Raw genomic sequence first — 19,373 nt, forward strand, 5'->3', positions numbered from 1 at the left:
TTTCCCCCTCGGGTAGGTTGTTCAATCAAACCATACGGTCTGATCATCTAGGTGTATGCGTTCGATTTTTGTGGCTCGTTTCGATTGGTCATCGATCGTAATTAAAACTCCATTAAGTTGTTCCCGTCCCTCGGCAACTTCAAACCGGACCGGGAGTTGTGTCATGAATTTTCTCAAGACGACCTCGGCATCCATGCCGAGCACCCCATCGAGCGGTCCCGTCATCCCGACGTCGGTGATGTATGCCGTGCCGTTGTTCAATACGCGGTTGTCAGCGGTCTGGACGTGCGTATGGGTCCCGACGACGGCTTGAACGCGTCCATCAAGATGATAGCCCATCGCAATCTTCTCACTCGTCGCTTCAGCGTGCATATCGACGAAGATGGCATCGACCTCACCACGGATTTCTTCGACGAGGGCATCGACCGTGCGGAACGGACAGTCAAGCGATGGCAGGAACACCGTCCCCATCGCATTGATGACAGCGAGCTTCTTCCCACCTTGTTTCAACACCATCATGCCGACACCAGGTGTGCCTTCCGGATAGTTGGCCGGACGGACGATACGGTCGGCATCATCGATCCAGTCGAAGATGTCACGGTTGTCCCAAGTATGATTCCCCATCGTCACGCCATGGAACCCAAGCTCAAGGAACTGTTGGTAGATTTTTTTTGTGATACCGCGTCCGTTGGCTGCGTTTTCACCGTTGACGAGCATGAACGTCGGGCTGTACTTGCTCTTCAAGCGTCCGATTTGGGCACTCAGGATGTCGCGACCCGGTTTTCCGACCACGTCGCCGATAAATAAAATTTTCATAGTTTTGTCCTCCTCCAATAGAAAAAGCGGAGAATGTCTCCGCTCTTGTTACTTCGCATAATCGACGGCACGCGTTTCGCGAATGACCGTCACTTTGATTTGGCCTGGATAATCAAGCTCATCTTCGATCCGTTTACAGATGTCGCGGGCCATCTTGTTCGCCACGACGTCGTCGACGACGTCTGGGCGGACGATGATCCGGACTTCACGTCCCGCTTGGATGGCATATGATTTCTCGACTCCTTCGAACGACTCACAAATCGCTTCGAGGCGCTCAAGGCGTCGGATATAGCTTTCGAGCGTCTCTTGACGGGCTCCTGGACGCGCCGCTGACAAGGCGTCAGCCGCTGCGACGAGAACCGCGATCGTCGAGGTCGCTTCGACGTCCCCGTGGTGCGAGGCGATCGAGTTGATGACGACCGGATGCTCTTTGTACTTCGTGGCGAGCTCGACACCGATCTCGACGTGGCTGCCTTCGACTTCATGGTCGATGGCTTTCCCGATATCGTGGAGGAGACCCGCTCGTTTGGCGAGCGTGACGTCTTCCCCGAGCTCGGCGGCCATCATGCCGGCGAGATGGGCCACTTCGACCGAGTGAGCGAGCACGTTTTGACCGTAACTCGTCCGGTAACGCATTCGACCGAGCGTCTTGACGAGGTCCGGGTGGACACCGTGGATGCCGGCTGAGAATGTCGCTTCTTCTCCGTATTCACGGATGCGCTCATCGACTTCTCGACGCGACTTCTCGACCATCTCTTCGATGCGGGCCGGGTGAATCCGACCGTCTTGAACGAGTTTCTCGAGCGTCATCTTGGCGATTTCACGACGGACCGGGTCGAATCCAGACAGGATGACCGCTTCCGGCGTGTCATCGATGATGAGGTCGATGCCGGTGAGCGTCTCGAGCGTGCGGATGTTACGTCCTTCACGTCCGATGATGCGTCCTTTCATCTCATCACTCGGCAAGTTGACGACTGATACGGTCGTCTCGGCGACGTGTTCGGCCGCGTAACGTTGCATCGTGAGAGACAAGAGGTGTTTCGCTTTTTTATCAGCTTCTAATTTTGCTTTTTGCTCGATTTCTTTTTGAAGGAGAGCAGCATCGTGAAGCGCTTCTTGCTTCGCTTCGTCCATGATGATGGTCCGTGCTTCTTCTTTCGACAAGGCTGCCACGCGTACTAGTTCTTGGCGTGCCTCCTCATATAATTCCTCCACTTTGCTCTCGAGCGTTTCCGCTTCACGCTTCCGTTTCGCGAGTGCAGCCTCACGTTCATCCAAGGCGTCTTCTTTCCGTTCAAGCATGTCTGCTTTCCGGTCGAGAAGCTCTTCCTTTTGGACGAAACGATTTTCTTTCACTTTCTGCTCTTCACGTCGTTCGCGCAATTCTTGTTCGGTTTCATTGCGAAGTTGAATCATCTCTTCTTTTACTTCAAGCCGTGCTTCTTTTTGCATCGCTTCCGATTGTTGGCGCGCTTGCTCCACAATCTTGGTCGCTTCCGTCTCGGCACCTTGAATCTTCGCTTCGGCGATCGATTTACGCACAAAAAAACCTGCAACAAAAGCTATCGGCAAAAGGAGGATCAGAATAAGCTCTAATAGCCATTCCATCATGTTCACCTCCCTTTCGCAAGGTTATTTTATTTTTTCATGAATGAAAACGCGAGCGAGCCCGCGTATAGCTTTATTGTACTTATTTACCTGTTAGAATGCAATGCACGGACAGGATAGAACTACCAATTCATCAAAAAAATTATACTAAAAAAATCTCGCCTGAACCGTGTCAGGCGAGAAACGTTGCTTATTCTTCGTCTAGAAGCGAGAGGACGTCATCGTTGTCAGCTTCGACTGTGACCGTCTTTTCACCATTGAGACCGTAGTGGTCGCGGATTCGTTCTTCGACCGATGCGGCCACCGACGGGTTCTCTTTCATATACTGCTTCGCGTTCTCACGGCCTTGACCGAGACGCTCTTCGTTGTACGAGTACCACGCGCCGCTCTTTTGAACGATATCGAGGTCGGCCCCGATGTCGATGAGCTCGCCTTCACGCGAGATGCCTTCGCCGTACATGATATCGACTTCCGCCGTCTTGAACGGAGGCGCAATCTTGTTTTTGACGACTTTGATTTTCGTCCGGTTCCCGACCATGTCTTGGCCTTGTTTGAGCGTTTCAGCACGACGGACTTCGAGACGGACCGACGAGTAGAACTTGAGGGCACGACCACCAGGTGTCGTTTCCGGGTTACCGAACATGATTCCGATTTTCTCACGGATTTGGTTGATGAAGATGACGATCGTCTTCGACTTGTTCGTCGCACCAGACAATTTACGGAGCGCTTGGCTCATGAGGCGGGCTTGAAGACCGACGTGTGAGTCTCCCATCTCCCCTTCAATCTCGGCTTTCGGAACGAGTGCCGCAACCGAGTCGACGACGAGGATATCGACCGCACCAGAGCGGACGAGGGCTTCCGCGATCTCAAGGGCTTGTTCCCCTGTATCCGGTTGAGACAAGAGCAACTCATCGATGTTGACGCCAAGGTTTTGGGCGTATTTCGGGTCGAGCGCGTGCTCGGCGTCGACGAAGGCTGCTTGCCCGCCGCGCTTTTGAACTTCAGCGATGGCATGAAGCGCCACCGTCGTCTTACCTGACGATTCAGGTCCGTACACTTCGATGACACGACCACGTGGGTAGCCACCGGCACCGAGGGCGATGTCAAGGGCGATTGAGCCTGATGGGGTAACGGAAACTTGCTGATCTGTATTTTCACCAAGGCGCATGATTGAGCCTTTACCGAATTGTTTCTCAATTTGGCGTAATGCCATTTCTAACGCTTGTTTACGATCACTCATAGATTAATGAGCCTCCTTTGATTGATACTTTCATTATAAGCGAACCGAGAACGATACACAAGTTTTTCGCGAACGTTTATTCGCCTTTTTTCATTTGTTGAAGGAGCGCCCATATTCCGTCTTTTGTCGCTCGGGCTTGAATGACGTGCCGCTCTTGATGTGGATAGTTACGTTCAATCACGTCAATCCCGGCCGGTGACCGGATACCGATAAACACTTTGCCGACCGGTTGACCCGAACTTGACGTGGGTCCGGCTTCTCCAGTGAACGCCAGTCCATAATCCGTCCCGGTCTGACGAATCAAACCGAGGATCATTTCAAAGGCGACTTCTTTTGAGACGACCGAGTGTGACTCAATTGTATCAAGGGACACCCCTAAAAACCTATTTTTTAGCTCGTCCGAGTACGTGACGACCCCACCTTTGAACACCGAGGATGCCCCCGGCACGGCCGTGAGCATCGCTTGGGCCTGACCGCCGGTGAGCGACTCGGCAATCGACAGTGTGGCATTGCGCGCTTGCAACTCTCGAATCAAATGGGTAGCGAGCGTCTCCTCATCGGAACCAAAGTAATACCGGCCGACCCGATTTAAAATGTCCCGTTTTACCTGGTCGACCATTTGCCGCGCCTCGGATTCCGTTTCGGCCCGAGCACTGATTCGAAGCCGTGACTCACCCGACTCGGCATATGGGGCGACCGTCGGATTGGCACCGGTCGTTAAATCGACCACCGCCTCATCTAACGCGGACTCGCCGATTTCATAAAACCGAAGTGACTCGGAATGAATCGTCGCACCCGTGAACTTGTTCGGGAACGCGGACTCGACAATCGCTTTCATTTCCCACGGTACGCCAGGCAGTAAGAGCCATGTTGTCTCCCCTTCAATCCACATGCCGGGCGCAAGACCGACCGGGTTGTCAAGTACTTCGGACCCGGATAAGACGTCGGCCTGACGAGCGTCTCCTTCGTTCATCGTCCGTCCGCGCGAGGCGACAAAACGACGAATCGTCTCGAGCGAGGGCTCGTCGCGGACGAGTGGGCGGCCGATCACGTCGGCAAGCGTCGTCTTCGTGATATCATCGGCCGTCGGGCCAAGTCCGCCAGTGACGATAACGAGTTCGCTCCGGGCCTTCGCTTCTTCGAGCGTTGCTTTCAGACGCTCCCGGTTATCCCCGACGACTACATGATACAGGACGGACAGTCCGTATTTCGACAGCTGTTCTGACAAGTAACGGGCGTTCGTGTTGGTGATTTCCCCTAAGAGCAGTTCAGAGCCTACCGCAATGATTTCGGTCCGTTTCATCCGAATTCCTCCCCCCAAATAAAAAAAACGAGCTGTTCGGCCAAGCTGAACAACTCGTCTGTGCCGACGGTTACATCGACTTTACAATGATCTTGTAATTTTGTGCAAAATATTCGGCCCCTGAGTAAATCGTCAAGACGAGCGCGAGCCACATCGCCCATTCACCGAACGGGATGCCGACATAGCTGAAAATCGGATTACCGAACAACAGGAAGATGATGGCAAAGAGTTGGACCCATGTCTTCGCTTTGCCCGACTTTCCGGCCGCGACCACGATTCCTTCATCGGCAGCCACGAGACGTAACCCCGTCACCGCGAATTCACGCGATAGGATGACGACGACGACCCAAGCCGCGACGAGGTCCATCTCGACGAGCAGGACGAGTGCCGCCGTGACGAGTAGTTTGTCAGCGAGCGGATCCATGAACTTCCCGAAGTTGGTGACCAAGTTGTGCTTGCGGGCGAGATGTCCGTCAAGCCAGTCAGTAATAGCGGCGATCGTAAAGATGACCGCGGCGATGAATTGATGGAGCGGTACGTCCGCCCCGAGGAAAGCGATGTCTCCCCAATCAAAATCTACGGCGAGTAAGACGACGAACACGGGGATGAGCAACACCCGTAACATCGTCAAACGGTTAGGTAGGTTCATCGAGAACTCCTCCTCTAGAAGGAGAGTCAACTTATTCTGCGTCGACTCTCTTTACAAATATATTTTGTGTGACCGGCGAGTCGGCTAATTCAAGCTCCCGGCCATTGACAACAATTTTCTCGACCCCACCGATCAAGCCGATTCGGATGCGAAGCGTATCCGTCTCCGCGTCCTCGATGACAATCGGGTTTTGTTTCGATTGGTTCGGATATTCCGGAGCGAGGAACGGTCCTTCGAGTGATGTGTCTCGGACGCCGACATACGTCGCCGGCGACTCTTTCACATGGATCTCCGTCGTCAACTTATCGGCTGTCGCAATCTCGTACGTGAGATCAGCTCCGCTCGTCGACGCGACCGCAATCGGCCCCGTCTCTTCAGCAGGCTCTTCTTCGACCGGCTCTTCCTCGACCGGTTCTTCTTCAACCGGTTCCTCTTTCGGGACGTCCTTATTTTGGTCAATCGTCACACCCGAGTTCGACGGCTCGGCCGGTGACGCGTTTTGATCACCAAAATCAAGGTTTCGGACGACGTAATAGACGGCCGTCATCAACAGGAACGCGACGAGCACGAGCATGACTTTCGGTACCCAACGCGAGACACGGCTCGACGTTTCCGAGGCTTTCGAGTAGGTTTGTTTTCGCGACAATTGAACGGTCGGCTGCGGCTCGATTTTCGGCAAGTCTTTCGCATACGTCTCGTACAGTTCATCGACATCAAGCCCTAACGATTCCGCGTACGTTTTGATGAACGCCCGTGCATAGAACGAGCCAGGGAGATTTTTGTAATCACCTTCCTCGATCGCGATGATATAGCGTTTTTGAATCTTCGTCGTCTGCTGGATTTGGTCGAGCGTCAAACCGCTCGCCTCACGCCTTTGTTTCAAAAAAGTCCCTAGTTCTGTCACAGGGGTCCACACCTTCCATTCAAGTAGTTATTCAAACCATTCTGCCTCACGATGTGTCTCTTGAGGAATAATGATCTCCTCATCTTGTGAGTTCCGTAGTTCGATGATGTAATCAAAGTCCTCGAACACACAGTCGGTGTTGCGCACATAAAGATCTGGGTGCTCGATGACTTTGACAGACGGAAGCCGCATGACTTCGCGAATCAATTGCCGATGGCGTTCATCCATCGTCCGCGTCGAGACGGCACCGTCGATGATGTAGACGTGGTCTCCTTCGCGTTCTTCCTCGAACAGCGAAGTCCGCACCGTCTGCTTCATGAGCGTCGAGGACAGGAATAGCCAGCGCTTGTTCGCACAGACGCTCGCTGCCACAATCGACTCGGTCTTTCCGACACGCGGGTTGCCGCGCACGCCGATCAACAAATGCCGCTCTTCTTTCATCAGTTCGGCGACGAAATCGACGAGGACACCCAGGTCCTCACGCACGAAACGAAACGTCTTCTTGTCATCGTTATCGTGCTCGATGTAACGTCCGTGTCGAATTGCGATCCGGTCCCGAAGTTTCGGGCGCCGGAGCTTGATGACGACGATGGCTTCCATCTTGCGCAAAATATGTTCCAAACGATGGACGTGATCGGCCGCCGGTGCCTTTAACAGCATGCCGCGGCGCTGTAGATCGACGCCGTTGATCGTCACGATTGAGATTTGAAGCATCCCCATCAGTGAGGCGATATCCCCGAGGATACCGGGTCGATTTTGGCAAAGTTCATATTCGAGATACCATTCTTCGAACTTATGATCCATCTCGTCCACCCTTTCTGATGTGTGCTCGCTACCTTGTTCATTCTAAATTATTTTAGAAGAATTGAAAAGAACTCGTTTCAACCGAGCCAACAAAGTTTCACACCCAACCGCCGTCGATCCGAAGCACGGTGCCGGTCATGTATGCGGCTGCCGGAGAGCAGAGGAAGCGGATTGTCTCCGCTACTTCCCCTGGGCCTCCTAACCGGCCGAGCGGAATCTCATCCCGAACGTCTTGTTTCGTCTCTTCTACCGTATCATTCATCGGGGTGTCAATCCACCCCGGCGTGACCGCGTTGATGCGGACGTGAAACGGTCCGGCCTCGCGCGCGAACGCTTTGACGAATCCAAGCTGGGCGGCCTTGACCGTTGAATAGAGGACTTCTCCGGCCGCACCGACCTCGCCCCAGACACTCGAGACGACGACGATGTCGAGCGGGCGGTCATACGGTTTCTGCCCGACGACGTGCTGGACGAGACGGACCATCGAGCGGACATGGATGCGATACAGCCGATCGAGCTCGAGAAGTGACTGATCGACGAGCAGACCGTAGGCATGATTACCGGCGACATGGATGAGGCGGTCGACCGGTCCGAGCGTCTCGAGCCAAGCTTCGAGTCCGGCCTCATCGTCGAGGTCACACGTGACGACGTCTGCCGTCAACTGTTCGTGTGAAACGAACGCACGAAGCGACTCCGTTTGCGAATGCGCCTGCAAAATGAGTGCATCGTCTCGAAACGCTAGCGCGACGGCACGGCCAATCGCTCCGCTCGCTCCCGTGATGAGCGTCGTCACGGTTTCTTGACGACACAGACCGTCCGATGATCGGCTTCGAACAGACGGTCGTACGCCGCATACAGGTCGTCAAGCGTGATCGCATCGAGCAAGTCCGGGATGTCGAACATGTTGCCGCCGCTGAGCGCGTAGCGTGAGAACTGGTTGGCGATAAACTCTGGTGAGTTGAGCGCCTTCAAAAACTGTCCTTTCATCATGCGCTTCTTGCGATCGAGTGTCTCGCCGCCGAGTTCGAGCGGACGCTCGAGAGCGGACGTGATCCGGTCGACGAACGTCTCGACGTGCGGCGTCTCCATTGACAGGACGGCGAAGGCGAACGTCTCTTCTGACGTATAGTCGAACGAGAACGCGTCATCGATCAATCCTTCGGCGTACAGTTCCGCATAGAGCGGTGCCGTCGTGTCGAACAAGGCGTGCATGAGGAGCTCGACGATGAGCTCTTGCTTCATGCCCTCTTTACCGGGGCGTGGCGTATCTTTATAGCCGATCATCACTTTCGGGACCGAGACGTCCATCTCGATGACCCGTTCCGTCATATGGACCGTCTCGGGCTCCTCGACCATCTCACGCGCCGTCAATAGCGGCGCATCAAACGTCTTCGCCGCCTGATTGGCGGTAATCTCGGCAAGGACAGCGTCAGGGTCGATATTGCCGACGACGAACAGCACCATATTGCTCGGATGGTAAAACGCCTCGTGACAGCGATATAAATCGTCGGCCGTGATGGCGCTAATCGATTCGATCGTGCCGGCGATATCGATTTTGACCGGATGTTCGGCATACATCGCCTCAATCAAACCGAAGTAGAGGCGCCAGCCCGGGTTGTCCTGATACATTTGAATCTCTTGGCCGATAATCCCTTTCTCTTTCTCGACCGAGGCCTCCGTGAAGTACGGCGCTTGGACGAAGTCGATCAACGTCTTCAAGTTTTCGCCGACGTTCGACGTCGCACCGAACAAGTACGCCGTCCGGGTGAACGACGTGAACGCGTTCGCCGACGCGCCGAGGCGTCCGAACTGTTGGAACACGTCGCCGTCTTCTTTTTCGAACATCTTATGCTCAAGGAAATGGGCGATCCCGTCTGGCACGTCGACCCAATCTTCCGTTTTAAAGCGACGGTCGATCGAACCATATTTCGTCGTGAACGTGGCATACGTCTTCTCATAACCGCTCTTCTTCAATAAATAGACCGTCAATCCGTTCTCGAGGACGGTGTGATGGAGCGTTTCTCCGACGTTTGGAAAATCGAGTTTCATACAGTTCCCCCCTTTAAACAATAGACAGCCTGTAAGTCCAGGCCCTTGGCGAGCGCGGCCACATCATCCCGCGAGGTCCGCTCGATGATGGCCATCTCTTCCTCGAGCGAGAACGGACGGATGTCCGAGCCGCTCATCCAAGCGATCAATTGGCGCGGGTTGTCCCCGAGTTGACGACGTTGATGGTACAGCATCGCTTTCGTCTGTTCGAGTGTCCCGTCCTCGAACGTCCCTGCTTGGAGGTCGGCGAGTTGGTCGGCGATGATCGCCTCGGTCTTCGCCTGGTTCGAGGCATCGATCCCGGCATAGACGAATAACATCCGGCTGAGTGAGCTGTACTGCGAGGCGGCATAGTAGGCCAAACTCTCTTTCTCCCGGACGTTCATGAACAGTTTCGAGTGCGGGAAGCCGCCGAACAGTCCATTGACGACTTGCATCCGGACAGCATCTTCACTGCGCGGGTCGACGTCGACTTGATAGGCGAGGTGCAATTTGCTCTGATTGATCGTTTGATGTTCCTCGAGGCGCTGAAACTCACGGTCGACCGGCTGTGGATACTCACGGACGATTCGTTCCCCGAGCCCTTCGAGCGGCGCGAACGCGGCAGTCACTTGCTCACGACTCACGTCGCCGACGACGTAGACGTCGACACGATCGTGACGGATCATCGAGGTATAGGCATCAAAGAGCGTCTTCGGCGTCACGTGATCCAACTGTTCGAGTGTACCGAGCGACTGGATGGCGAGTTCGCCGCCGAGCAGTTCTTGAAGACGTTGCTGGGCGAAGCGCATCTTGTCATCGTATACCGATTCGATGCGCTGACGCTGGAGACGGGCCTCCTGTTCGACGATGAGCGGTTGGAACGCCCCGTCATAGGCGTTCGGACGAAGGAGTACTTCTTCGAGCAGCTTGATCGCCTCACTGAGCACCGGTTCGCCGACGAGCGCATCGCTCACGACTTCGAGCTGGAACTGGATGACATGTTCTTTGCCGACTTTCGACGCTCCGGCGTAAAGGCTCGCGTCATATAATTGTTCGAGCGGCGTATGAAACAATTCGATCGACGGATAGGCTTCGGTCGCTTTCTCCATCACATACGGCAGTAAAGCCCGGTCGGCAATCGTCTCAGCCGACAGTGGGGCCGCAAATGAGACGAGGCATGTCGTCGTTTTAAATTTTTGGGTCGGGTAGACCGAATAATGCAGACGTTGTTGGAATTGTTCGATTCCTTTCATAAGTTGATCTACTCCTTTTTCTTTTTCGTTTTGAACACGTCCGCACCGCGGGCGTATTCTTGATCGGGAACTCCGGCCACGACATTGGCGTAACGGGCCGCGGTGAACAAATAGTCGCTCAGCCGGTTATAGTACGGGAGCTGACGAGCGGCGGCGTCGACGTTGACGAGTTCCCGTTCGACACGGCGACAGACGGTACGTGCCACGTGCAGGCTCGCCGCACCGACACTGCCACCCGGCAAGATGAAACGGACGAGCTCCGGACATTTCGGTTCAAGTTCGTCAATCCACGTCTCGAGCTCGGTGACGATTGTCAAATCGACTTGTTGTGGCGGCGTCTCAGTATACATGAGCTCCGAGCCGAGATCGAATAGATCATGTTGAATCTTCGTCAGCTGGGACCGGAGCGTCTCGTCTGTCTGATGGGCGAGCGCGAGCCCAATCTGACTGTTCAATTCATCTAACAGCCCCATCGCCTGGATGTGCGGATGAATCTTTAAGACACGTCCGCCGATAAGTGATGTTTCCCCTTTGTCCCCGCCTCGTGTGTACAGTTTCATGTCATTTCCTCCTTGATGCCACAAATGGTGACCCATAGGAGTCACCATTGTCGTTATGCGTGCGGTTGTGTGTACGGAAGATGAATCGTGAACGTTGTCCCTTCCCCGTGCGTGCTCGAGACGTCGACCGTGCCGTGATGGGCATCGATGACGTTTTTGACGATGGCGAGACCGATGCCGGTACCCGTCTTGCCGCCGCTCGTCCGCGCTTTATCCGCTTTGTAGAACCGTTCGAACACGAACGGCAAATCTTCTTTCTGGATGCCACTGCCCGTATCCGACAAACGGATCACGAAGCCGGCCTCCTCTTCCCTCGCCTCGAGCCGGATTGATCCCGACTCGGTATGGGCGATGGCATTGCCGATCAAATTCGTGAACACCTGTTCCAATCGGTCCCCGTCCGCCTCGATGGCGTGACGCGGGGCCTCCGTTGACAGCGTGATGCCTTTTTCGTTCGCCATTTGGTTGAATTTGCGCATGACGCGTGGAAGAAATTCACCGAGGTCGAACGTCGTGAACTGCATCGTCTCTTTGCCTGACTCGATTCGTGCCAGGTCGAGCAAATCGTTGACGAGACGGGCCAATCGAAGCGATTCATCGTAGATGATCGAAGCGAACTCTTTCGTCGCGTCATCACTTTCGGTCATGCCGTCGATAATCGCCTCGGAATACCCCTGAAGCGTCACGAGCGGTGTCCGTAGCTCGTGGCTGACGTTGGCAACAAAATCGGTTCGCATCTTGTCAAGACGATGGCTCTCGGTCGTGTCACGGATGACGACGACCGCGCCTTCAAAATCATCCTCGCCGAGAAGCGGTGTCACCGTCAACGTATAATAATGATCGTCTTGTTTCACTTCGATCGTCTTCTCCGGTGCCCCGGCAACGACGTCCTCATAGAGAGACAGGACGACTTCATGCGGCTGTTCGTCGATGAGGAGCGGTTGGGCTTGCGGATTCGTGACGATGACGTTCGCATGACGATCGAGCGTGATGACCCCATCGGCCATCGACCGTAAAATCGAGGCGAGTTGGAGCCGCTCTCGATCGAGCGCATTCACGTATGTCGACAGTTGGCTGCTCATCGCATTGAACGACCCGGCCAACTCCCCAATCTCATCGTTCGACTTCTGGACGAGACGGAGGTCGAACTGCCCTTCTCCCGTCTTATTGACCGCGTCACGCATCTCGCGGAGCGGTGCCGTGATCCGGGTCGATAAGAAGAAGGCAAATACGGTCGTGACGATGATCGCCGACGCGACCGTCCAAAAGATGATCGTCCGAGCCCCTTCGTTCGCACTCGAGATCGCGTCGAGCGGTTCGATCAAGTAGAGCGTGTATTCGCCTGTCTCGAGTGAGAATGTCGTCCGATACGCGAGTGCCGCCTGATCGTCAAATGACGAAAAGTTTCCAATCGCCGTCTCCCCGACCGCCTGATACGTTTCCCAATCCTGACGGCCGAGCTCCGTCATGAGACCGTCGACTTCCGTTCCAAAGTTCGAACGGACCGTCCCGTTCTCTAATATATAGTTCGCGCCGTACACTTCAATGATTTGGTCGACCGTCCGTGACGCGTCCCCTTCTTGAAGCAACACCGACTGGACCTGCCCGCCGAGCTTGGCCAAGTGGCCACGCTCCTGGTCGATATGGAACGAGTTGAAAAACTCGAGCATCAACACAGAGACGATGAACAAGATGAGACTGACCAATACGAGAATCGTCAACCATAGTTTTGTGACGATGCTATTCCGGCGAATCATCACTCACTGACGACTTCGAACTTGTACCCGACACCCCATACCGTCGTGATCATTTGCGCGGCTTCTGGAGAGACACGGTTCAACTTCTCCCGGAGTCGTTTCACGTGTGTGTCGACCGTTCGAAGGTCTCCAAAGAATTCATAGTTCCAAACTTCTTTCAACAGTTGCTCTCGTGAAAATACTTTGTCGACTTGTTTGGCCAAGAAGAACAAGAGCTCATACTCTTTCGGCGTGAGCGCGATTTCTTCTCCGTCGACCGTGACGCGGTGCGCATCGTTGTCGATCGTCAAATGCGCGAAGACGATCAAGTCTTTTGATTTTTCGGCCGTACGCAAATATTTCGTCGAGCCCGAGCGGCGAAGGAGTGCCTTGACGCGCAAGACGACCTCACGCGGACTGAACGGTTTGACGATATAGTCGTCCGCTCCGACTTCGAAACCTTGGACACGATCGACTTCTTCGCCTTTCGCCGTCAGCATGATGACCGGTGTCGCCTTCGATTTCCGAAGCTCGGTACATACTTCGACCCCGTCCATTTTTGGCATCATCAAATCAAGCAGGATGACATCAAAATTGTGCTCAAGGGCGAGCTGAAGCGCCTCTTCCCCGTTCGTCGCTTCGACGATCACATATTGTTCCCGTTCCAAATACATTTTTAATAGGCGGCGAATTCTTTCCTCGTCGTCGACCACTAAAATTTTTGTTTTATTAGCCATCCACTAAACCTCCTAAAGAACCATTACAAGATGTAGCGAATGTTGCACAATTGTGAACATTTCGCTCTCTTTCATAACTATACCACTCTATTATTTGGCTTCACAACGGTCAGTTGACAGCGGCGTAAAAAAAGAAGCCACCGAAGTGACTTCTTTTTTTACGCATATGAGTGCAAACCTGCGATGACGAGGTTGACGAACACCAAGTTGAACATGATGACGGCGAAGCCGCCGACACATAACCAAGCGGCTTTTGTTCCCGTCCAACCACGTTGGATGCGCATATGCAAATAGTAGATATAGATGAGCATCGTGATGAGCGCCCACACTTCTTTCGGGTCCCAGCCCCAGAAACGGTTCCAGGCGATTTGCGCCCAAATCATCGCGAAGATGAGTCCACCGAGGATGAACACCGGCAAGCCGATGGCGATCGACCGGTAACTGATCTCGTCGGCGAGATCGAGGTCGACTTTTTTCGCGAGCGGTTGAAGCGCCTCGGCAATCCGTTTTCGCAAGATGACGAAACGAAGCAGTACATAAATCACGACGCCGGCGATGACCGACCAAATGAGCGTGTTCAACTTCAATGTATTGATGAACGTCGGTAACTCAAGTGACAGTCCGCTCGAACCAGAGAGAAGCTGAGCCCCTTCCGGCACGAACAACATCGGCATGAAGTATTCATACGACTCTTGTGTGCCGCGGTCGTTCGTGAACTCGACCACGCCACCGGCACCGATCGCCTTGAAGAGCATCGAGACGAGAATGAAGCCGAGCGTGCACATGAGGACGAACATCGTAATTTCAAGCCACGTTCGTGACTTCGACTGTTCTCGCATCGACGTCTCATTCAATAAGAAAATGAGGCCTGAGGCGAAGCTGATGGCGAGAATTCCTTGGCCGAGCGCGGCCGTCGTGACGTGAATTTTCAACCAGACACTGTTCAAGGCCGGGATAAGCGGTGCCACTTCGCTCGAGAACATCGAAGCGAAAGCAATGACGAGAAGCGCCACCGGCATGGCGAACAAGCCAAGCACGTCATTTTTATAAATCCCGTACACGACGAGGAACCCGAGCACCATCATCATGCCGAAGAACGTCGTGTATTCATACAAGTTCGATACCGGTGCATAACCGACCCCGACCCAACGTAAAATAAAATATGTCATTTGGGCGATGAAGCCGATGACGGCCAAAATGAACGCATATTTGCCGTAGGCGATACGGTTGACGTTTCGGCCTTTGCGCATCCCGCTGACCGCGATCGTGAATAACACGGTCGCAACAGCGTAAAGGATGAACGCGATAAAGAGCAAACGACTGCTCCACTGAATCCACTCCATTATGATTCCCCTCTTTCATTGGTTGAGTTGTCGTCCGTCTTTTTTTCAAACCGTGCCTGATCTTCCCAGATCGGCAGGCCATTTTTCTCTAGGAGCGGTGTGATTTCGCGATTGAGCGAGGACGGGTTCTTGTTGGTGAAACCAGCGACGAGCACGTCCGTCTCATTGTGTCGGCGAATCCAGATACGACGGTGCGGCCAATACATCCCCATCACAATTCCAATCATGAAGATGACTCCACCGACAATCAAGATCGGATACGTCGAGTCACTCTTGACGCGTAGACCACTCGTACTTGCCATTTCCGTACCAGCGAACTGGAACGCATAGCGATTATCTTCATCGGCCACGTTTAAACGAATTCCAATCAAATTCGATTCCGTCGTGCCGTCTGGTGTGTCAATCGCCATGAAGAAGGCCGGGTTAAGCGCCCGTGGCGATTTCGTGTTCGGTTGACCGTCCTTGACCTCAAAGTCCGGATACAGGTCGTTCAGTTTGACCGTGACGTCTCCGAGGTCATACGTCGTCTCCGGGTTCGTCAAATCGACCGTGAACGGTCCATACACATCACCTGTCTCTTTATCGGCAACGTTAAAGGACATCGACAAGAATTCCGGGCGACTTGAATACTGTTCTTGATACACTTCGTACTTTTCAAACTTGAACGGATGGTTCACTTTCGTCGAACCGGTATCGACTTCCTCGAGTTGCGGCGATCCGTCCTCGTTCGTTCCGGTCTTCTTGAACAGCGTCAATTCCGTCTCATAGTTTTTTGGGACTGCGCCCGCTTTCTCGATCGCCTCGGCAAATTTCGCATCTTCCGCGTTATTTTCCGGATCATACATCTCTAAGATGAATTGATCGTTGCGAAGATAATATTCATCATCCGTCGCTTCGAGCGGAACTGTATCGCCTTCGCGCACCCATTCGAGCGTATCCGTATGGAATGCCGGGAAAACGCGAAGCATCGCCCCGATGAAGAAGATGACGAGCCCGATGTGATTGACGTATGGACCCCAGCGCCCGAAGCGATATTTCTCGGCGAGTAAGGCATCCCCGTCACGCTTCACTTGATAACGCTTGGCTTTTAAAGCCTCTCCGAACGCATCGATTTGTTCGTCCGTCCCTTTTCCCTCACCAATCAAACGTTGACCGCGCATGAAGCGATCGGTTCGTCGGACCGGTTGAAATTTCAACGCTTTATACAGCGGGAAAAATCGATCAATCGATACAACGATGAGCGATAACGTCAGCATCACGATCAACGTGATGTACCACCACGATGTATAGAGGTTGTGGAATCCTAGCGTATAGTAAATCGTACCCGGTGTCCCGTACTCGTCCGTGTAATACTGGCTCGCCGGCAACTGTTGAGGAATATACATCTCTTGCGGGAAAATCGTTCCGATCGCCGACCCGACGATGATGAGCCCGATGAGCCATAGACCGACCTTGACCGATGCAAAAAAGCTCCACACCCGGTCAATCCATGACCGTGGACGGCGCTTCGATCGTAAATCGGCGCCGTCGTATTTCATATCTAGCATTTGTGCGCCCCCCGTTCGCTTACAATGACTTCTCGGCCAACTCCATCAGTTTTTCTTTCGTGAGTTCACCTTCGTACTTTTCAATCACTTTGCCGTCGGCATCGATGACGAACGTGACCGGCAAGTTATAAATCCCGTACGCCTTCTCGACTTCGCTGCGCGTGTCCATCAAAATCGGATAGTCGAGCTTGACGCCGAGGTCGTTCACGAAATTATCGACTCGAAGCGGTGTCTCGCCGACGTTGACCGCCCAAAAATCGACGCCCATGTCTTGGAGTGCGGCATAGTTGTCCTGGACGACCGGCATCTCTTTCTCACACGGTTCACAGAATGTGCCCCAGAAGTTCAAGAGCAACCCTTTACCGTCGTATGTGTCACGCTCGACCATCGTCGTCCCGTCAAGACTGACGAGCTTGAAGTTCGGCGCATCGTCACCGGCCTCGACACGTCCGTCGTTGCCGGCTTGTTCAAATAATTGCATGATAACGACCGCTCCTGCGAACAGGACCATCGTCATGATCATGAGCCTCCAAAATGACCTTTTTTTCTTATGGGCCATCGCCTGGTTCATGCGATCACCCGACTTTGTTTCTTTCGTCATGAGTTCACACCATCCTTCAGTTGTTATTGTACTGAAAAAACACCAAAAACGCACATTAACAGACTTTTTTCATCTTTTTGTCACACAATCTCCACAAAATAAAAAATCATCCTATCTCAGGACGATTTTTTAGTTGTTATTTTTTCTTTTTCTTGCCTCGTTGTACGGGTGGTACCGTCGGGTTGGCAAGCTCACGTAGCTTCGATACTTCCTTGCGTGACAGTTCACGCCATTCGCCCGTCGTGAGACCGTCGAGCGTCAAGAAACCGAACTGTTCGCGTTTCAGTTTGATGACTTCTGAACCGACTGCTTCGAGCATGCGGCGGATTTGACGGTTATGGCCTTCCGAGATGACGATTTCTAAGATGGCCGAGTTTTTCTTATGGTCGACCGTCTTCATCTTCACTTGGGCGCTACCCGTCTTGTAGCCGTCATCGAGTTCGACACCCGACTCGAGTTGTTTGATCGCGATATACGAAGGAATGTTCTTCACTTTCGCGACATAACGTTTTGGGATCTTGAACTTCGGGTGGGTCATCATGTTCGAGAACTCACCGTCATTCGTTAAAATGATGAGTCCCGTCGTGTTATAGTCGAGACGTCCGACCGGGAAGACACGCGATCCAGGCGGTACGAGATCGGTGATGACTTTCCGTCCTTTATCATCTTCGACCGTCGAGACGTAACCGCTCGGCTTATAGAGCACATAATAAACATGCTCTTCTTGTTCGATTTTCACACCGTCGACCTCGACTTCAGACTTTGGACCGACTTTCGTACCGAGTTCGCGCACGACTTTCCCGTTGACGCGCACCCGTCCATCTAAAATCATTTCTTCGGCTTTACGCCGTGAGGCGACACCTGCTTGGGCAATCACTTTTTGTAAACGTTCCATTTATTCATTCTCCAATCTATCTTGCGTAATCGCAGACGGCTGGCCGAAGAACAAATCGCCTTCGTCCGAGAGCTCGTCTTCAAACGTTAATGGGGGCAATTCATCGAGTGAATTGAATCCAAAATGGTCCAGGAAATGTTCGGTCGTCCGGTATAACTTGGCCCGCCCAATCGTCTTGGCCCGGCCGGCCGCTTCAATCAATCCTTTAGACAACAGCGTATGGATGACACGTTCGACTTTGACGCCCCGGACTTCCTCGATATCGGCCCGGGTGACCGGTTGCTTGTACGCGATGATGACGAGCGTCTCCATCGCGGCACGTGATAACGCCTGTTCGGCCATCGTGCCGACGTAGCGTTGAATGTACTCCGACACTTCAGGAATCGTCACGAGCTTATACACGCCCGCGGATTCAATCAGTTGGAACGGACGACCCGAATCTTTGAACGATGCTTCTAGTTTGCTCAACTGTTCGCGTGCAGCGGCTTCCGAAATGTCGAGCGTGTCCGCGAGGGCCCGCACTTCCATTCCTTCTTCGCCGACGACGAACAATAGACTCTCAATAATCGTTTCATAGGACAGCAACGGCTTCATCCCTTTCCTTTGACGATTCGACGAACGAGATTTGAATGTCTCGCTCTTCCTGTTTGGTCGTAACGACGCGCAACTTGATCAATTCGAGTAGCGCCATGAACGTGACGACAAGGTCCGACACATCGGGACGTTCCTCGAAAAACGAGAAGAACGATGTTGTCCGCTTTGCCGAGACGTGATCGTGCAACCGTGTCATCTGTTCTTCAAGCGTCCGTTCTTCACGTTTGATCGTCTTTTTGCGACGCTCTTTCCACCGCTTGCGTTCGACCATTTTCGAATAGGCGTGCAATAAGTCCGCAAAGTTGAGTGGACCGTCATACGGCTGGACGAGGTCGGACATGTAGCGCGTCAAATCCTCACCGGGACGGCTATACAGTTCGAGGCGAGACTCTTCTTGCTCGCGCATGAATACGACCGCTTCTTTATACGCCTTATATTCAATCAACTGTCGAATCAACCCTTCTCGGGTCGGTTCTTCCCCAAAGTCGGGAATGTCATCTTCTTCAACTGGAACCGGTGGCAACAGTTGCTTGCTCTTCAATTGGAGCAACGTCGCCGCCATGACCAAATATTCACTGGCCACATCGAGTTCAAATTTTTGCATCGTCCGGATATAGGCGACATACTGATCCGTGACCTCGGAGACAGAGATGTCTGCGATGTCGAGCTCCATTTTTCCAATCAAGTGGAGCAACAGGTCAAGCGGGCCTTCGAACGTATCGATTTTGACGTTGTACGCTTCCATAGAGACA

At 53.4% G+C, this 19,373-nt stretch carries 19 protein-coding genes; all 19 read right to left on the minus strand.

Annotated features, from left to right (window positions below):
- Nucleotides 1-21: 21 nt before the first annotated feature.
- Complete coding sequence (locus tag AC13H5_RS08620) at nucleotides 22-816, minus strand: TIGR00282 family metallophosphoesterase (protein WP_034777819.1); 795 nt, start codon at nucleotides 814-816, stop codon at nucleotides 22-24.
- Between the two features lie 48 nt (nucleotides 817-864).
- A complete protein-coding gene (rny, locus tag AC13H5_RS08625) occupies nucleotides 865-2,427 on the minus strand; it encodes a ribonuclease Y (protein WP_029595337.1) in 1,563 nt (520 codons plus the stop codon).
- A 187-nt stretch (nucleotides 2,428-2,614) separates the two neighbouring features.
- Nucleotides 2,615-3,664 (minus strand): recombinase RecA, encoded by a 1,050-nt coding sequence (gene recA, locus AC13H5_RS08630; protein ID WP_021067612.1) that lies wholly within the window; start codon nucleotides 3,662-3,664, stop codon nucleotides 2,615-2,617.
- A 76-nt stretch (nucleotides 3,665-3,740) separates the two neighbouring features.
- A complete protein-coding gene (locus AC13H5_RS08635) occupies nucleotides 3,741-4,967 on the minus strand; it encodes a competence/damage-inducible protein A (protein ID WP_483545617.1) in 1,227 nt (408 codons plus the stop codon).
- A 70-nt stretch (nucleotides 4,968-5,037) separates the two neighbouring features.
- Nucleotides 5,038-5,616, minus strand: coding sequence for a CDP-diacylglycerol--glycerol-3-phosphate 3-phosphatidyltransferase (pgsA, locus tag AC13H5_RS08640; RefSeq protein WP_021067614.1), 579 nt, complete (start codon nucleotides 5,614-5,616; stop codon nucleotides 5,038-5,040).
- A 31-nt stretch (nucleotides 5,617-5,647) separates the two neighbouring features.
- On the minus strand, nucleotides 5,648-6,520 hold the full coding sequence (locus tag AC13H5_RS08645; RefSeq protein WP_034777825.1) for a helix-turn-helix domain-containing protein: 873 nt from the start codon (nucleotides 6,518-6,520) through the stop codon (nucleotides 5,648-5,650).
- A 27-nt stretch (nucleotides 6,521-6,547) separates the two neighbouring features.
- The gene (locus AC13H5_RS08650) at nucleotides 6,548-7,324 is read right to left on the minus strand and encodes a YmfK family protein (RefSeq protein ID WP_034777827.1); all 777 of its coding nucleotides are present in this window, start codon (nucleotides 7,322-7,324) and stop codon (nucleotides 6,548-6,550) included.
- Between the two features lie 97 nt (nucleotides 7,325-7,421).
- Complete coding sequence (gene ymfI / locus AC13H5_RS08655; RefSeq protein WP_214791946.1) at nucleotides 7,422-8,117, minus strand: elongation factor P 5-aminopentanone reductase; 696 nt, start codon at nucleotides 8,115-8,117, stop codon at nucleotides 7,422-7,424.
- Nucleotides 8,114-9,373, minus strand: a complete 1,260-nt coding sequence (yfmH, locus tag AC13H5_RS08660) for an EF-P 5-aminopentanol modification-associated protein YfmH (RefSeq protein ID WP_483545618.1) — start codon at nucleotides 9,371-9,373, stop codon at nucleotides 8,114-8,116. The genes ymfI and yfmH overlap by 4 nt, the downstream gene beginning before the upstream one ends.
- Nucleotides 9,370-10,608 carry an EF-P 5-aminopentanol modification-associated protein YfmF gene (yfmF, locus tag AC13H5_RS08665; protein WP_483545619.1) on the minus strand — a complete coding sequence of 413 codons (1,239 nt, stop codon included), beginning with the start codon at nucleotides 10,606-10,608 and terminating at the stop codon, nucleotides 9,370-9,372. The genes yfmH and yfmF overlap by 4 nt, the downstream gene beginning before the upstream one ends.
- A gap of 8 nt (nucleotides 10,609-10,616) precedes the next feature.
- Entirely contained in the window at nucleotides 10,617-11,168 is a 552-nt protein-coding gene (locus AC13H5_RS08670) for a cob(I)yrinic acid a,c-diamide adenosyltransferase (RefSeq protein WP_034777834.1), read from the minus strand.
- A gap of 53 nt (nucleotides 11,169-11,221) precedes the next feature.
- The gene (locus tag AC13H5_RS08675) at nucleotides 11,222-12,925 is read right to left on the minus strand and encodes a sensor histidine kinase (RefSeq protein WP_483545620.1); all 1,704 of its coding nucleotides are present in this window, start codon (nucleotides 12,923-12,925) and stop codon (nucleotides 11,222-11,224) included.
- On the minus strand, nucleotides 12,925-13,641 hold the full coding sequence (locus tag AC13H5_RS08680) for a response regulator transcription factor (RefSeq protein ID WP_034777838.1): 717 nt from the start codon (nucleotides 13,639-13,641) through the stop codon (nucleotides 12,925-12,927). The genes AC13H5_RS08675 and AC13H5_RS08680 overlap by 1 nt, the downstream gene beginning before the upstream one ends.
- A 158-nt stretch (nucleotides 13,642-13,799) precedes the next feature.
- Nucleotides 13,800-14,984 (minus strand): c-type cytochrome biogenesis protein CcsB, encoded by a 1,185-nt coding sequence (ccsB, locus tag AC13H5_RS08685; RefSeq protein ID WP_233004335.1) that lies wholly within the window; start codon nucleotides 14,982-14,984, stop codon nucleotides 13,800-13,802.
- Nucleotides 14,984-16,531 (minus strand): cytochrome c biogenesis protein ResB, encoded by a 1,548-nt coding sequence (gene resB / locus AC13H5_RS08690; RefSeq protein WP_233004336.1) that lies wholly within the window; start codon nucleotides 16,529-16,531, stop codon nucleotides 14,984-14,986. Before resB ends, ccsB begins: the two co-directional genes overlap by 1 nt.
- 19 nt (nucleotides 16,532-16,550) lie before the next feature.
- A complete protein-coding gene (locus AC13H5_RS08695; RefSeq protein WP_034777847.1) occupies nucleotides 16,551-17,132 on the minus strand; it encodes a redoxin domain-containing protein in 582 nt (193 codons plus the stop codon).
- A gap of 136 nt (nucleotides 17,133-17,268) precedes the next feature.
- On the minus strand, nucleotides 17,269-18,027 hold the full coding sequence (locus tag AC13H5_RS08700) for a pseudouridine synthase (protein ID WP_029595326.1): 759 nt from the start codon (nucleotides 18,025-18,027) through the stop codon (nucleotides 17,269-17,271).
- The gene (scpB, locus tag AC13H5_RS08705; protein ID WP_029595325.1) at nucleotides 18,028-18,621 is read right to left on the minus strand and encodes an SMC-Scp complex subunit ScpB; all 594 of its coding nucleotides are present in this window, start codon (nucleotides 18,619-18,621) and stop codon (nucleotides 18,028-18,030) included.
- Nucleotides 18,599-19,366: a segregation and condensation protein A gene (locus AC13H5_RS08710; RefSeq protein WP_029595324.1), complete on the minus strand. Its 768-nt coding sequence runs from the start codon at nucleotides 19,364-19,366 to the stop codon at nucleotides 18,599-18,601. Before AC13H5_RS08710 ends, scpB begins: the two co-directional genes overlap by 23 nt.
- Between the last annotated feature and the right edge of the window lie 7 nt (nucleotides 19,367-19,373).

The sequence above is a fragment of the Exiguobacterium sp. FD-YE-25-4 genome (genome assembly GCF_057004685.1).